General features: G+C 43.8%; 9 protein-coding genes. 4 read left to right on the top strand and 5 right to left on the bottom strand.

Features of this window, described 5'->3' with window-relative positions:
* Positions 1–16: 16 nt before the first annotated feature.
* Together pepN and ICN28_RS03070 are read left to right on the top strand one after the other, a co-directional pair.
* The gene (pepN, locus tag ICN28_RS03065) at positions 17–2,611 is read left to right on the top strand and encodes an aminopeptidase N (protein ID WP_216286126.1); all 2,595 of its coding nucleotides are present in this window, start codon (positions 17–19) and stop codon (positions 2,609–2,611) included.
* Positions 2,612–2,624: 13 nt separating this feature from the next.
* Positions 2,625–3,611: a class 1 fructose-bisphosphatase gene (locus ICN28_RS03070; protein ID WP_216286127.1), complete on the top strand. Its 987-nt coding sequence runs from the start codon at positions 2,625–2,627 to the stop codon at positions 3,609–3,611.
* Positions 3,612–3,715: 104 nt separating this feature from the next.
* On the opposite strand, the gene ald is transcribed toward ICN28_RS03070, so the two are convergent.
* From ald to ICN28_RS03095, 5 genes are all read right to left on the bottom strand, one after another.
* On the bottom strand, positions 3,716–4,831 hold the full coding sequence (gene ald / locus ICN28_RS03075) for an alanine dehydrogenase (RefSeq protein ID WP_216286128.1): 1,116 nt from the start codon (positions 4,829–4,831) through the stop codon (positions 3,716–3,718).
* Entirely contained in the window at positions 4,828–6,201 is a 1,374-nt protein-coding gene (locus ICN28_RS03080) for an amino acid permease (RefSeq protein WP_216286129.1), read from the bottom strand. The genes ald and ICN28_RS03080 overlap by 4 nt, the downstream gene beginning before the upstream one ends.
* Before the next feature lie 244 nt (positions 6,202–6,445).
* On the bottom strand, positions 6,446–7,591 hold the full coding sequence (locus ICN28_RS03085) for a hypothetical protein (RefSeq protein ID WP_216286130.1): 1,146 nt from the start codon (positions 7,589–7,591) through the stop codon (positions 6,446–6,448).
* 8 nt (positions 7,592–7,599) lie between these two features.
* The gene (locus tag ICN28_RS03090) at positions 7,600–8,076 is read right to left on the bottom strand and encodes a DUF1854 domain-containing protein (protein ID WP_216286131.1); all 477 of its coding nucleotides are present in this window, start codon (positions 8,074–8,076) and stop codon (positions 7,600–7,602) included.
* Positions 8,069–10,279, bottom strand: coding sequence for an ABC transporter ATP-binding protein (locus tag ICN28_RS03095; protein ID WP_216286133.1), 2,211 nt, complete (start codon positions 10,277–10,279; stop codon positions 8,069–8,071). The genes ICN28_RS03090 and ICN28_RS03095 overlap by 8 nt, the downstream gene beginning before the upstream one ends.
* 230 nt (positions 10,280–10,509) lie before the next feature.
* Between ICN28_RS03095 and cphA (ICN28_RS03100) the strand changes: the two genes are divergently transcribed.
* Both cphA (ICN28_RS03100) and cphA (ICN28_RS03105) read left to right on the top strand, forming a co-directional pair.
* Entirely contained in the window at positions 10,510–12,660 is a 2,151-nt protein-coding gene (gene cphA / locus ICN28_RS03100) for a cyanophycin synthetase (RefSeq protein WP_216286135.1), read from the top strand.
* Positions 12,661–12,667: 7 nt separating this feature from the next.
* The gene (gene cphA, locus ICN28_RS03105) at positions 12,668–15,232 is read left to right on the top strand and encodes a cyanophycin synthetase (protein WP_216286137.1); all 2,565 of its coding nucleotides are present in this window, start codon (positions 12,668–12,670) and stop codon (positions 15,230–15,232) included.
* Positions 15,233–15,258: the final 26 nt, after the last annotated feature.

Consider the following 15,258-nt stretch of genomic DNA (forward strand, 5'->3'; position numbering starts at 1 on the left):
AAAGTAGAAACCATTTATGGCACGGACAGAAAATTCAGTGACTTTTTTACGCAGCGATTACCAAGCATCTGCTTTCAAGATCAAAAAAGTTGAATTAGATATTGCGCTAAATCCAGCTAGAACGATTGTGGTCAATCGTATGCAAGTCAGTAAAAAGATGAAAGGGGATCAATCCCTTGTCCTCAATGGTCAGGAGCAAGAGTTAATCAGTGTCAGAATTAACAATGAACCCATTAGAGAGTATGAACTAACTCCTGAAACCTTGACGCTTCATAACTTGCCAGATGATGAGTTTGAACTGAGCATTACCAGTGCTTGCGCCCCCAATCAGAACACCTCGCTCATGGGGCTATATGTCTCCAATGGCAATTTCTTCACACAATGCGAAGCGGAAGGATTTAGAAAGATCACGTACTTTTTAGATCGCCCGGATGTCATGGCCATTTATCAAGTAACACTTCGAGCATTAAAAGCAGATTTTCCGGTTCTACTATCAAACGGCAATTTAATTAAAGAGGAAGATTTAGGTAATGGCTGGCACGCAGCCATTTGGGAAGATCCCTTCCCAAAACCATCTTATTTATTTGCCCTTGTCGCTGGAAAATTGCAAGCTATTGAAAAAACAATCGAGAGCCAATCAGGTCAAGAAAAATTATTACAAGTGTGGGTTGAATCAAAAGATATTGAAAAAACTGAGCACGCTATGGAATCGCTCATTTCGTCTATTCGATGGGATGAAAAAAGGTTTGGTCTTGAATTAGATCTAGATCGCTTCATGATTGTGGCGGTAGGAGATTTCAATATGGGGGCTATGGAAAATAAAGGTTTAAATATCTTTAATACCAAATTTGTTTTAGCAAACCCAGAAACGGCTACCGATGTTGACTATGCCAACATTGAGAGTGTTGTGGCTCACGAGTATTTTCATAACTGGACAGGTAACCGCGTCACCTGTCGAGACTGGTTCCAACTATCTCTCAAAGAAGGGTTAACGGTCTTTAGAGATCAAGAATTTTCTGCCGACCAAATGGGTGGCGAGTCTGGCAAAGCTGTTAAGCGCATTGAGGATGTTCGTCTTCTTAGGCAAGTTCAGTTTCCAGAGGATGCTGGCCCAATGGCCCACCCTATCCGACCGGATAGTTACCAAGAAATTAATAATTTTTATACGGTGACTGTTTACGAAAAAGGGGCTGAAATTATTCGTATGCAGCAAACACTTCTCGGCCAAGATGGTTTCCGAAAGGGTATGGACCTTTACTTTAAGAGGCATGATGGCCAAGCAGTCACTTGCGATGATTTTGTTGCCGCGATGGCGGATGCCAACCATAAAGATTTAGAACAATTCAAGAATTGGTATAGCCAAGCCGGAACTCCGCGAGTGGCAGTTAAAGAATCTTTTAGTGGAGACACTTATCAAGTGCAATTTACTCAATCCTGCGCCTCCACACCTGGGCAGGATAAAAAATTACCCTTCCACATTCCACTGCTTTATAAGTTAATTGGCGCAGATCAACGCGAACCAGAAAAATTACTTGAGTTACGTGAACAAACGCAAACATTAACCATTTCCGGTCTCAGAAAAAAACCAACCCTATCTATCAATCGAAACTTCTCAGCACCCATCATCCTAGATTTCGAACAAAGTGAAGAAGAGTTACTGACTTTGTTAAGGGAAGATGACGACGCCTTTAATCGCTGGGAATCTGCTCAAAAACTTTTCATCAAAGCTATATTAAATGGTCGAGATCTTGATGCTGAATTAATTGAAGCGCTCCATCATATCTTAATTGATGAAACGCTAGATCCTGCATTTAAAGACTTGGTATTTACTTTGCCAGCAGAGAGTTACCTGTACGAGCAAGTCGATGTAATTGACCCGCAAACAATTCATCAAGCTCGCCGCAGAGTAAAAACTCAATTAGCCCATGCTCTTCAGCAAGACTGGCTAAAGGCATACCAATTCAATCAAACCACAGGTGCTTACAAAGCTGATTCCAAGAGCTCTGGCAAACGGTCATTAAAGAATTTAGCTTTAACAATGCTACTCGATGGTCAGCACGAAAAAGCACAGCAACTTGCCCTAGAACAATATCAATCAGCTAACAACATGACTGATCGGTATGGCGCGCTTGCGGCGATGGTTCAAAATGCATCCCCCGACGCAAAAGAGTGTTTAGCTCATTTCCATCAACACTTTGAAAATGATGCTTTAGTGATTGATAAGTGGTTTGGCTTGCAAGCATCGCGACAACCCGAATTAAATCGACCATCTAGCGTTCTTCAAGATGTCATTCATTTACGACACCACGCTGACTTCCATATCAAGAACCCGAATCGAGCTAGAAGCCTCATCCATGCATTTTGCATGAACAATCCGGGAGCATTCCATCAAGCCAGCGCTGAAACCTATCAATTTTGGGCCAATCATGTGGTTGAGCTGAATGAAATTAACCCTCAAGTGGCTGCTAGATTAGCCAGAGCGCTGGACCGTTGGAAACAATTTGCACCAAGTTATCAAATTCATATGAAATCAGCACTAAAATTCGTATCTGAACATAAGAATTTATCCTCAGATGTTGCTGAGGTTATTCATAAAGCACTTAATAGTTAAAAGAAAGTCATTTATGTCACAAGGCACTACTTTCACAAAATACATCTCAGACTGCGCCAAAAGCAACCCTGAAGTCCCAGCATCGCTATTAATTTCTGTGGCCAATGCGTGCAAATTGATTGCTAAGCAAGTCGAACAAGGTGCATTAGCTGGCATCATTGGTTCAGCAGGTAGCGGTAATGTTCAAGGTGAAACTCAACAAAAGTTAGATATCATTTCAAATGACATTCTTTTAGAAGCCTGCGGCAAAGATATGACGCTTGCGGCTATGGCATCAGAAGAGATGGAAACAATTTTTCCCGCTAATGATGCAGGTCAATTTTTACTTCTATTTGATCCACTGGATGGCTCCTCAAATATCGATGTCAACGTTTCGATTGGTACTATTTTCTCGATCCTTAAAAAACAACATCAAGGCCCTGCCTCTGAAAAAGATTTCCTACAATCAGGCAATGCTCAAGTAGCTGCGGGATATGTGGTTTATGGCCCTCAGACAACATTGGTTTACACCACTGGTCAAGGCGTACAGATGTTCACGCTAGACCACGAAACAGGTGAATTCCTTTTAATTAAAGAAAATATCCAAATTTCAGCCGACACCAAAGAGTTTGCGATCAATATGTCGAACATGCGCCACTGGGATGAACCGGTAAAACGTTATGTGGATGAGTGCTTAGCTGGTGTTGAAGGCACACGTCAAAAAGACTTTAATATGCGTTGGATTGCTTCCATGGTTGCCGATGTGCACCGCATCCTTTGTCGTGGGGGTGTATTCATGTACCCATGGGATAAACGTGACCCGAAGAAGCCAGGCAAGCTACGATTGATGTACGAAGCCAATCCTATGAGTTTTTTAATTGAACAAGCGGGTGGTGCATCGGTCAATGGTAAAGAGCGCATCATGTCTTTGCCATCAGAGCAACTGCACCAGAGAGTTTCTGTTGTTCTCGGCTCTAAAAATGAAGTTGATCTCATTCAAAAATATCATTTAGGCAAATAACCCAGCAAGTTAATTGGCATAGCTCATTATTTCAGTTTTAAACAAAATGCCCACTCCTTCGAGTGGGCATTTCCTTTTTTAGAAAGTGAATCTATTGCAATCAATTAATGGATCAATGTTTTAGGGTCAACATACTCCAAGCCCTGAGCAATAGCTACAGCCTGACAACAAACATGACCTTGGTAAACATTAAGCCCGTTCATTAAATGCTGATTTCTGGCAAGCGCCAGTTCAGTACCGTGATTAGCCAGATCCATGACAAATGGAGCCGTAGCATTAGTTAATGCAATGGTTGAGGTTCTTGCAACAGCACCAGGCATATTGGCTACACAATAGTGAATCACATCATCTACCAAGTATGTTGGATCTTGATGTGAAGTTGGGCGAGAAGTCTCGAAACAACCACCTTGATCAATCGCCACATCCACCAAAACAGAGCCTGGATGTATTTTTGACACCAAACTCTTGCTAACTAATTTTGGAGCAGAAGCTCCCGGAATCAGAACACTGCCAATGACTACGTCTGCATTGATAACGGCACGTTCAATATTTGACGTGCTAGAGTAAAGCGTATGGATACGATTCCCATAAAGAGCATCTAACTCCCTTAAGCGATCAATGTTTTTATCAATAATGGTCACTTCAGCACCCAAACCAACAGCCATCTGAAGAGCCGATGAACCCACAACACCAGCACCTAAAATAACCACTTGGGCAGGATAGACTCCCGGAACACCACCCAACAGTAACCCTCTACCACCTTGCGATTTTTCCAAATGATTCGCGGCTGCTTGCATAGACATTCTTCCAGCCACTTCACTCATAGGCGCCAATAAAGGCAAGCGCCCATTTGAGCTAGTCACAGTCTCATAGGCAATACAAGTCGCCTGAGAATTGATAAGCGCTTGTGTTTGCGCAGGATCTGGCGCCAAGTGCAAATAGGTGAATAAAGTTTGACCTGGCTTTAGCATCTGACACTCTTCTGGCTGCGGCTCTTTCACCTTCACAACCAAATTAGAACGCTCGAAGATATGCTTAGCATGGTCCACAATCTCAGCACCAACCATCACATAGTGCTCATCTAAAAAGCCAATACCTTGACCAGCATTTTTTTCAATTAATACCTGATGACCAAAACGACTTAACTCAAACACTTGATCAGGCGTTAAGCCAACTCGGTACTCATGGTTTTTAATCTCTTTAGGTACACCAACAATCATGATTTACTCCTCTCTCTTTTATGTAAGCCAAAAATAAAATACAACACGGTTAATCCAATCAAAATCGGTGGGCCGACATAAAAAGCCATTCGAGTTGCCTCTGAGTAAGCCATTAAACCGATCACAAAAAATACAAACAAGATGGCAAACCATGATCCATACGGCCAAAAAATAGCCTTGTAAGGCAATGCCTTAACGCCCTCTTGAGAAAGACTCTGCCTAAAACGTATTTGGGTATAAAGAATCGCGATCCACACCAATAACCCAATCAATGTGACGGCTGCAGTAATCCATTGGAAAGCTTTTTCAGGAACGAAATAATTAATAGCAACGCCCACCGTTGGAACCAAAATAGTTAAAGCAATAGCTTTGACTGGCACGCCATTAGAGGAAACCTCTGAAAGATACTTGGGTGCATTACCACCTCTAGATAAGCCTAAGAGGAGACGCCCACCACTAAATATGCCTGCATTACAGGATGACAATGCGGCGGTGATCACGACAAAATTAATAACGCCTGCTGCTTCGCGAAGACCCAAACTCTCAAACATAGCAACAAAGGGGCTGCCATTTTGACCAACCTGGTGCCAAGGGAATATTGCCAATATGACAAAAAGTGCTCCCACATAAAAAATCAAAATGCGCCAGGACAATGAGTTGATCGCCATCGGAATCGTGCGACTAGGATCCTTGGCTTCACCTGCAGATAAGCCAATCATCTCAATACCGACATAGGCAAATAAAACCATCTGAAGTGAAAGTAAAAAACCTTCAACTCCATTAGGGAAGAATCCCCCATGCTGCCATAGATTTGCTACACCAATAGGCTCACCACCATTACCAAGACCAAGGAAAATCATGGAGCAACCAATAGCAATCATTGAAACAATAGCCACAACCTTAATCAATGAAAACCAGAACTCAAATTCACCAAATACTTTGACTGCCACAAAATTTATGCCGCCCATTGCCAGTATCGATGCCAAAGCCCATATCCACTGCGGTACATCAGGAAACCAAAGCGTCATGTAAACACCTACCGCCGTGATTTCAGCGAGACCCACCACAATCCAGTAAGTCCAGTATCCCCATCCAACCAAGTAACCCGCTAAAGGACCAATGTAGCGAGTCGCATAATGAGAAAAGGATCCCGAGACGGGCTCATGAACAGCCATCTCACCCAAAGCCCTTAAAACAATAAAGGCCACTAAGCCCGCTAAGATGTACCCCAACATAATCGATGGGCCCGCAAGCTGGATAGCAGTTGCTGATCCCAGAAATAAACCCACACCAATGGTTGAGCCCAAGGCCATTAATCGTATATGCCTTGGCTGCAAACTTCTCTTTAATCCATGGTTGTCATGAACCATTTTTACCTCCATTTTTATCAATCGAAAAATCGAATGACGAGAATAGGAGTCAACACAAAAGTTGTATATGGCTAGAATTTATTGAATGTATTTAAATCACCATATATGACAATGCTCAATCCATTGAGATCAAACAAAATGGGGCTTTATAAGGGGGTGGGTGATTTCTTCCTACAGAGGAATGGGAAGTTTCCTACAACAAAATCAGAAATTTCCTACAGCTAGATCATCCCGTTTTTATGGACTAATCAGGAATTTTGATGTCACTAGTACCTGGGCAAACGAAACGAGGCGATTCTCTGGAGGTATCAATACAACCTCCTTGATCATAAACACCCTTGGGATCACGGTAGCGCATCATGCGCTGAAGAATTCTCTGAACTTCTTTTGGGTCAGCCAACGATTGAGCAACGCAAGACTCAACAATGTTTTCATTCATCAATAACTCACCATTCTGATCAAGGTAGGCGCCATCTTTCCAGTGATAAACCTCCACACATTTAGATTCAAGCGTGAATGGTTGATCTCTTTTCCAAAAGTTAGTGAATAAATTGTGACCCAAGTAAATAACCCACGAACCTTCATAGCCAGATATATCGGAAGAGCGGCTATCAGGATTGCGGAACCAAACACGATCCCCAGGAACGTAGTACTTCATTGGCAACGGATCTTCCAAAGAGCCATACTCTTTTAAGAAAAGCTCGTGAAACTCGCCTGATCGAATTGCTCTCTTTTCCGAACGCTCCTCTAAACGTTTTAATAGAAGAGGATTAACTTTTTTTAATTTGCGTGAAATGGCCAATAAAATGACATATTCTGTAGCCCTGTAACAAGAGAATGCATAAGCCTTATCCTCCTCCTGTGGCTGAGTTGCACTAATTAAGGCCTCAATAATTGATTGCCCTTTATTCAGTAAAAAACCATCATCTTCATCGTAATGCCAATATTTCTCAGGACGCTCAGTGGCATTCGTGTCAAAGTTTAAAGCAGCCAAATAGCCTGCTAGGACAGTATGGTGCCTTATCTGGATGGCCGAATGAAATTCGTCATAACTTGGGAATTGAAATGGTATTGGCGCAAGCAACATGCCAACTAAGATTTCTTTATTAAGGTCATTGATAACCTTATAGCCTTTTAAAGAGAGTCTTTCGTAAAGCCGCGTTGTGTCCCAGTTAGGCGCCCACTTATTTCTATACTCTTCTTTTAGACTAAAAGAAATTAATGCCGATGTCTCTTGATTAAGCTCGGTTATCTTGACTGCACTCCCTAATTGATGCAACTTTAAATAACTTAGCATTTCAATCATTACGTTTTCTTTATCACTTTTATTTGATAAAGAAAATTCAATTCCACGAGTTTCAAAATCTCTTACTTGTTGATTCTCGCTCATGTCAATTCCTATAAGAAACGATCTAGTAAACGACGGCTATGTTTATTTAAAGACGTGATATCTTGAATAAGATATTGAACACCATGCGTATCGGCAATCAAATATGTTTTAGGATTAATCCGTCGGATATTTTCTTCACCACGTAATATGAATTCGGTTGAACCACGATTTGTCTCAACCTGCCAGGTACTGGGTGTTGCAAAAGTTGATACCGCTTTAATTTCGGTTAACACCGGCATAAATTCTCGAGTAGCAAATTCAGCCCGAATCAATTGCTGATTCTCAGAACTCGTTTGCTCAAGGCGATCCAACCACACTAACTCATGGCCATCACGATCAACTATCGCAATAGATTCATCCGGATGGCTAATTGGGAAAGCCTTAACAGGTACTACTTGCTCATGTAATACGCCAAACTCATCTTTTAAACATAGATAGCCAAAAGCGTTTTTTGATAGCGAGAAGGATGTTGCCAAATTAATCATGCTGCACTCCCAACTCCTCATCCACTGCATCCATCGCTTGCCTTGCTTGCGTGTCATACATGCGACGATAGACCCCCTCAAGACTCATCAATTGATCATGACTCCCCTGCTCCACAACCTGGCCTTTATCCAAAACAATCAAGCGATCTGCCTTACGAAGCGTGGAGAGGCGATGAGCAATCGCTATCGTGGTTCTGCCCTTAACAAGATTATCCAATGCCTTCTGAATTTCTTTTTCAGTCGTACTATCCACTGAGGATGTCGCCTCATCTAATATCAAAATTTGAGGGTCGATTAACAATGCTCTTGCGATTGAGATACGCTGACGCTCTCCACCAGAAAGTGACTGTCCGCGTTCACCTACCAATGAATCGTAGCCATGGGGTAAACGCAAAATAAACTCATGAGCATGAGCGGCCCTAGCGGCAGCAATAATTTCTTCACGACTGGCATCGGGCTTGCCATAAGCAATATTTTCAGCAATCGTGCCAAAGAATAAAAATGGCTCTTGCAACACCAATCCAATATGTCGCCTGTAATCAGCCACAGCAATCGAGCGAATATCAACGCCATCTAACTTGATGGTCCCCTCTGCTGCATCGTAAAAACGGCAAATTAAATTAACTAACGTGCTTTTTCCAGAACCACTATGCCCTACTAGGCCAATCATTTCACCTGGGGCTATTTGTAAATTAATACCTTTTGTCACTGCGCGATTACCGTAACGGAACCCCACATTTTGCAAATCAATACGGCCTTCAACTTTTGTCAGCTTAACTGGTTGAACTGGGTCTGGGACGCTTGAGACATGATCCAAAATATCAAAAATTCGTTTGGATGCCGTAGCAGCTTGTTGAGTAAAGGCCACAATACGACTCATGGAGTCCAAACGTGTATAAAACCGCCCTATATAAGCTAAACAGGCAGTGAGCATACCAACCGTAATCGCATCATTAGAAATCTGCCAAATACCAAATGCCCAAACAACAAGTAAACCAATCTCAGTTAGCAAAGTAATCGTTGGCGAGAACAAAGCCCAAACCCGATTGACTCGATCATTGACAGCTAAGTTATGTTGGTTAGCCAAGCGAAAACGATCGGTCTCACGCTCTTCTTGAGCAAATGCTTTAACAACTCGAACCCCGGGAATCGTATCAGCCAGAACGCTGGTAACCTCAGACCAGATTCGATCAATTTTCTCAAAGCCAAATCGTAATTTGTCACGCACCACATGAATAGCCCAGCCAATGAAAGGTAATGGCGTCAAAGTTACCAAAGCCAACCAAGGATCAATAGATACCAATATCACTGCGGTCATCAAAATCATCAGGACATCAGTGGCGAAATCCAATAAGTGTAGAGATAAAAATAAACAAATACGATCGGATTCAGAACCGATCCTTGCCATCAAATCACCCGTTCTTTTGCCACCAAAATACTCCAACGACAATTTCATCAAGTGCTCGTAAGTTTCGGTTCTGAGATCCGCTCCAATGCGCTCACTGACCAAAGCCAAAATATATGTTTTTGCCCAACCCAAGGCCCAAGCCAATAGCGCAGCAAGGAAAAGCGCTGCCAAATAAAAAATAGTTAGCTGTTGGTCTATTGGCTGACCACTCTGGTAGGGCAACAAAATATCGTCCATCAACGGCATGGTTAGATAGGGAGGCACTAATGTGGCGGCAGTTGAAGCGAGGGTTAATAAGAAGCCCGCAAGTAACTGCCCTTTGTAGGGTTTAGCAAATCTCCATAAACGGAATAAAGTCCAAGTTGATGGAGCCGTCAGGTTTTCTGAAGAGCAAGCAGGGCATTCTTCTTGATCAGGTGGCAATGGCACCCAACAAGATGGGCAAACAGACTGAGTCCCCAATTCCTGCTCAGAATGACTACCCCCTAAAAACCGATTTTTTTCTATGTTGTAGTGCTGAACAAGCCTTGTCGCTGCAGGGTTTTGAGCGAGGGTGAAACGCCAGGATGCGAGACAACCTTCCTCACTAACCAACTCTAAGCTGGCAACACCCGCGTGATCGTGCAATCGAAGCTGGTTCTTTTCCGAGAATGCCCAGTGATCCCAATTTTGGGATGCATCCGCCCCTAATAAATTATGTTTTTTATAAGAGAATAAGCCTTGGGGCGTGAGATAAATGAGCCCTTTTTCAAAGTGCAGATCTTGGTTTAAATCTAATTCCAGGAAAGTGATCATCGACCCGCTTACCCCCTCATGAAGAGGTAAAGCAGCTTGCCAGTGGCTTGGCAGCCTATTGAATTGTCTAGTGTCGATATTTGTCAATGGAAGCTTAATTGGGTTCTTTAATAGTCCGCAATTATCGCAAATTTACCAAACAAAATATTTACCTTTTTTTGTCAACTAAAAGACCTCCCAAGCGTTAATCGAAGAAGTACAATGAGGTAAATTTGGCACTTTCGCCCCACATGACAAAAAAAACAATAGAAATCATAGATATTAAGGTCCTCAAGGGGCCGAGCATGTGGACCTACAGCCCAGTCTTAGAGGCTTGGGTTGATATTGGCGACCTTGAAGATTACCCATCCAACACTATTCCGGGCTTTACTGACCGTTTGGTGTCATGGTTACCTAGCCTCATTGAGCATCGTTGCAGCTATGGCGAGCATGGCGGCTTCGTTAAGCGCCTAGAAGAAGGTACCTGGCCCGCTCATATTCTTGAACACGTCACCTTAGAGCTCCAGAATTTAGCCGGCATGCCAGGTGGGTTTGGTAAAGCCCGAGAAACCAATAAACGAGGTGTTTATAAGGTCATTGTTCGTGCATGGCATGAGGAAATTACCAAAACTGCTCTGTATCATGCTCGCGACCTAGTGATGGCCGCCATTGAAAACCAACAATTTGATGTTCCTGCTGCAATTAAAGAAATCGAAGACTTGGTCGATAGCCTTTATCTAGGTCCAAGCACGGGCTGCATCGTTGATGCTGCCAGAGAAAGAAAAATTCCAGCCACTCGTTTATCTGAGGGCAACCTAGTTCAACTCGGTTATGGCAATCAGCAAAGACGTATTTGGACGGCTGAAACAGAGTTAACGAGTGCTATTGCTGAAGGCATCTCAAGAGATAAAGATTTAACTAAATCACTCCTAGCCTCTTGCGGCGTCCCAGTTCCAGAGGGTCGCATGGTTGAAAGCCCCGCTGATGCCTGGGAAGCAGCGCAAGATATTGGCCTACCGGTTGTTGTCAAACCATACGACGGCAACCATGCGCGCGGTGTTTTTACAAACCTCAGTAGTCAAATTGAAATTGAAAAATCTTTTGAGGATGCCCTCAATGAGGGAAGCGGCGTGATGGTTGAGCGCTTCATTCCAGGCAATGAACATCGCTTATTAGTTGTGGGCAAAAAAGTTGTTGCTGCTGCAAAGGGTGAATCTGCCTGGGCAAAAGGCGATGGCTTAAGAAGTATTCGTCAATTAATTGAAGAAGAGATTAATACTGACCCTCGTCGCGGTGACGCTGAAATACTTCCCTTAAGCCCCGTTGTTTTTGATAAAAAACTAGAGCTTGAGCTTGCTCGCCAAAAACTAACACTTGATTCGGTTCCAGAGAAAGACCAAGATGTTTTAGTTCAAGGTTCCGGGAACATGGCTTTTGAAGTGACGCACCTCGTTCACCCAGACGTTGCTGCACAAGCAGCTCTCGCAGCGAGAGTCATTGGATTAGATATCGCAGGCATTGATCTAGTTGCGGAAGATATTTCCAGACCACTCGAAGAGCAAGGTGGAGCCATTGTTGAAGTTAATGCAGGTCCTGGTTTAATCATGCATTTAAAACCCGCTGTGGGCGAGCCACAGCCAGTTGGAGCTGCGATCGTTGAGCACTTATTCCCCAATCAAGCAAATGGACGCATACCCGTTGTTGGTGTTGCTGGCTCACGCGGAAAAACAATGGTTGCACAATTGGTTAGTCACCTGCTTCAGTTAACCGGCATGAAAGTTGGTTTGGCTTGCAGCAAAGGTGCTTTCTTCAATCAACGTCTACAGACCTCTGGTAATTGCGCCAACTGGACAAGTGCCAATCGCTTATTACTTAACCGCCAGGTAGAAGCTGCGGTGATTGAAAATGACAATCACACAATTCTGAATGAAGGTCTAGCCTATGATCGATGCAGCGTTGGCATCGTCACTAATTTGGATCCAGAAGATACTGCTCCTGAATGCTCCATCACTGAGCCAGAACAAATTTACAACGTCATGCGGACACAGGTTGATGTGGTTCTACCAACAGGAACCGCTATTTTGAATGCGGATGATGAAGCCGTTGTCAAAATGGCTGAGCTTTCCGATGGAGAAGTCATCCTATTTAGTCGTTATGGACTAAATGACGCAACAAAAAATCATCTAAAGAATGGTGGCCGTGCCCTGTTTACAGAAAACAATCAAATCGTTCTCGCGCAAGGTCCAGAGCGACAAGTTTTAATTGATCTAGCCAACATCCCACTACTACAGTCAAGCAGCAAGACAAATACATTAGAAAATGTTTTAGCCGCTGTAGGAGCCGCATGGGCGCTGAACTCACCCAAAGATATCATCATCGCTGGTCTTCAAACCTTTAATTAGTGAACAAATGGAATTAACTCGTATCCGCGCTCTAAGAGGTCCCAATTTATGGGGTAAGCACACAGCTCTGGAAGCATTAGTTAAATGCGAGGAAAACGAAAAAGTTATTACCAATATTTTTGGCTTTGAAACACGCTTAAGATCCAGGTTCCCACAACTAGGTCCTGTTAGACCCTACGGTCAGAATGAAACAGTATCTCTTGCTCATGCGCTAGAAGTTTGTTCAAGAGATCTCCAAGCTCAAGCAGGATGTCCGATTACCTTTAGTAGAACCATGCCAACACCCGATGATGGTGTCTATATCGTGGTGGTTGAATATACAGAAGAAAAAGTAGGTCGCCTCGCACTTGAGCTAGCCATGAAACTTTGTCGCTCTGCTCTCATCGATAACGGCTCTCATGTTGAAGAGTACTTGCAAGAGCTGCGCGATTTAGATGAAAGCATTCGCCTAGGACCAAGCACAGGATCAATTGTGGATGCAGCGATTGCTCGCGGCATTCCGTATCGCCGTTTGACCGAAGGTAGTATGGTTCAGCTGGGCTGGGGCAGCAAGCAGCGCCGCATACAAGCAGCTGAAACTAGCTCGACTAGCGCCATTGCTGAATCCATTGCACAAGACAAAGAACTCACAAAAAATTTACTTCACGCAGCCGGAGTTCCGGTACCACTTGGCAGCATTGTCACAACAGCTGACGGAGCGTGGGAAGCCTTTAAGGAAATTAATGCGCCTGTTGCCATCAAACCAAGAGATGGCAACCAAGGCAAGGGTGTTGCAGTCAACATCCATACGCGCGAACAAATTGACATTGCATTTAATGCAGCATCCAAAATCTCTTCTGAAGTCATCGTTGAGCGCTACATGCCCGGCCATGATCACCGACTACTTGTCATCGGCAATCAACTCATCGCAGCAGCAAGACGTGAGCCACCGTATGTCATTGGTGATGCCCAGCATACTGTCCGTGAATTGGTCGAAGAGATTAACAAGGATCCTAATCGTGGTGACGGTCACGCCACAGCATTAAGCAAAATTAGAATTGATGATATCGCCGTTGCGACACTGAAACATCAAAACTTAACGCCCGAATCTGTGCCGGCAAAAGGATTGAGGGTCACGCTTAGGAACAACGCGAACTTAAGCACCGGTGGTACAGCTACAGATGTCACCGATGATGTCCACCCTGATCTAGCCGCTTCAGCTATCGCTGCTGCACAAATGATTGGCCTTGATATTTGCGGTGTGGATGTGGTTTGCGACAACGTTTATCGCCCTCTAGAAGAGCAAGGCGGCGGTATTGTAGAAGTCAATGCAGCACCAGGACTAAGAATGCATCTTCACCCCTCCTACGGTAAAGGGCGTCCTGTTGGTGAAGCCATTATTTCGACCATGTTTGGTAAAGATGATGATGGACGTATTCCGGTTGTTGCCGTTACTGGCACCAATGGCAAAACAACAACAGTGAAGCTCATGAGCCATTTATTCGAAAAGAATGGTTTAAGAGTTGGGCATACCGGTACGGATGGCGTTTACATCAGCGGCAAAAGAATTGATACAGGCGACTGTAGCGGGCCTAAGAGTGCCCGTAACGTATTGATGCACCCTGATGTGGATGCGGCTGTTTTAGAAACAGCACGTGGCGGCATACTTAGAGAAGGCCTCGGTTTTGATCGCTGTGAGGTTGCCATTGTGACGAACCTCGGTGAAGGTGATCACCTGGGTATGAATTACATCAATACAACGGCTGACCTAGCTGCCGTCAAACGAGTGATTGTGCAAAACGTTGCACCCAATGGCATGGCGGTTCTTAATGCAGCTGACTTTAATGTCGTCAAAATGGCCAAGAGCTGCCCAGGTGAAATAACGTTCTTTGCTAAAGACATCAATCACCCTGTGATGGCGAAACACCGAGCCCAAGGTAAACGCGTGCTCTTTGTTCATCAAAATAAATTAATTGCAGCCGAAGGTAAAAAAGAATTCCACATTAACTTGGATCAAGTTCCAATAACAGCAGAGGGAACCATTGGATTCCAAGTTGAAAACGTTTTAGGTGTTGTTGGAGCTGCCTGGGCTCTAGGTATTCCTTGGGATGTCATCGCTGATGGTCTCAGCAGCTTTAAAAGCGATGCAAATACAGTTCCTGGACGATTTAATATTTTCAAATATGCCGGCGCCACCATCATTGCGGACTACGGTCACAACCCTGATGCCATTTTGGCGCTTTCAGAAACCATTGCCAATATGCCAGCTAATAAACGAATGGTAGTGATCAGTGGTGCAGGAGATCGTCGAGATGAAGACTTGCGCCGTCAAACAGAAATTTTAGGTCAGTCTTTTGATCACATCATTTTGTATGAGGATCAATGCCAGCGTGGCAGAGCCGATGGTGAAGTAACAGCGATCATGCGTGATGGCCTAGCCAACTCTCAACAAGTTAAAAAGATAGAGGAATTTAGAGGCGAGTTTTTAGCTATCGATAAAGCTCTAGAACAAGTACAAGCCGGCGATATTTGTTTGATCCTTGTAGATCAAGTAGATGAGGCCCTAGCCCATATCAGTCAAAGAGTTAAATAAATTTAACCCCGTTACTTTTTGGGCTT

This window comes from Polynucleobacter sp. 30F-ANTBAC (assembly GCF_018882385.1).
GTDB lineage: Bacteria > Pseudomonadota > Gammaproteobacteria > Burkholderiales > Burkholderiaceae > Polynucleobacter.

Coding starts and splice junctions, on each gene's coding strand:
- pepN (WP_216286126.1), top strand. CDS start 17: ATGGCACGGACAGAAAATTCAGTGACTTTTTTACGCAGCGATTACCAA.
- ICN28_RS03070 (WP_216286127.1), top strand. CDS start 2,625: ATGTCACAAGGCACTACTTTCACAAAATACATCTCAGACTGCGCCAAA.
- ald (WP_216286128.1), bottom strand. CDS start 4,831: ATGATTGTTGGTGTACCTAAAGAGATTAAAAACCATGAGTACCGAGTT.
- ICN28_RS03080 (WP_216286129.1), bottom strand. CDS start 6,201: ATGGTTCATGACAACCATGGATTAAAGAGAAGTTTGCAGCCAAGGCAT.
- ICN28_RS03085 (WP_216286130.1), bottom strand. CDS start 7,591: ATGAGCGAGAATCAACAAGTAAGAGATTTTGAAACTCGTGGAATTGAA.
- ICN28_RS03090 (WP_216286131.1), bottom strand. CDS start 8,076: ATGATTAATTTGGCAACATCCTTCTCGCTATCAAAAAACGCTTTTGGC.
- ICN28_RS03095 (WP_216286133.1), bottom strand. CDS start 10,279: ATGATCACTTTCCTGGAATTAGATTTAAACCAAGATCTGCACTTTGAA.
- cphA (WP_216286135.1), top strand. CDS start 10,510: ATGACAAAAAAAACAATAGAAATCATAGATATTAAGGTCCTCAAGGGG.
- cphA (WP_216286137.1), top strand. CDS start 12,668: ATGGAATTAACTCGTATCCGCGCTCTAAGAGGTCCCAATTTATGGGGT.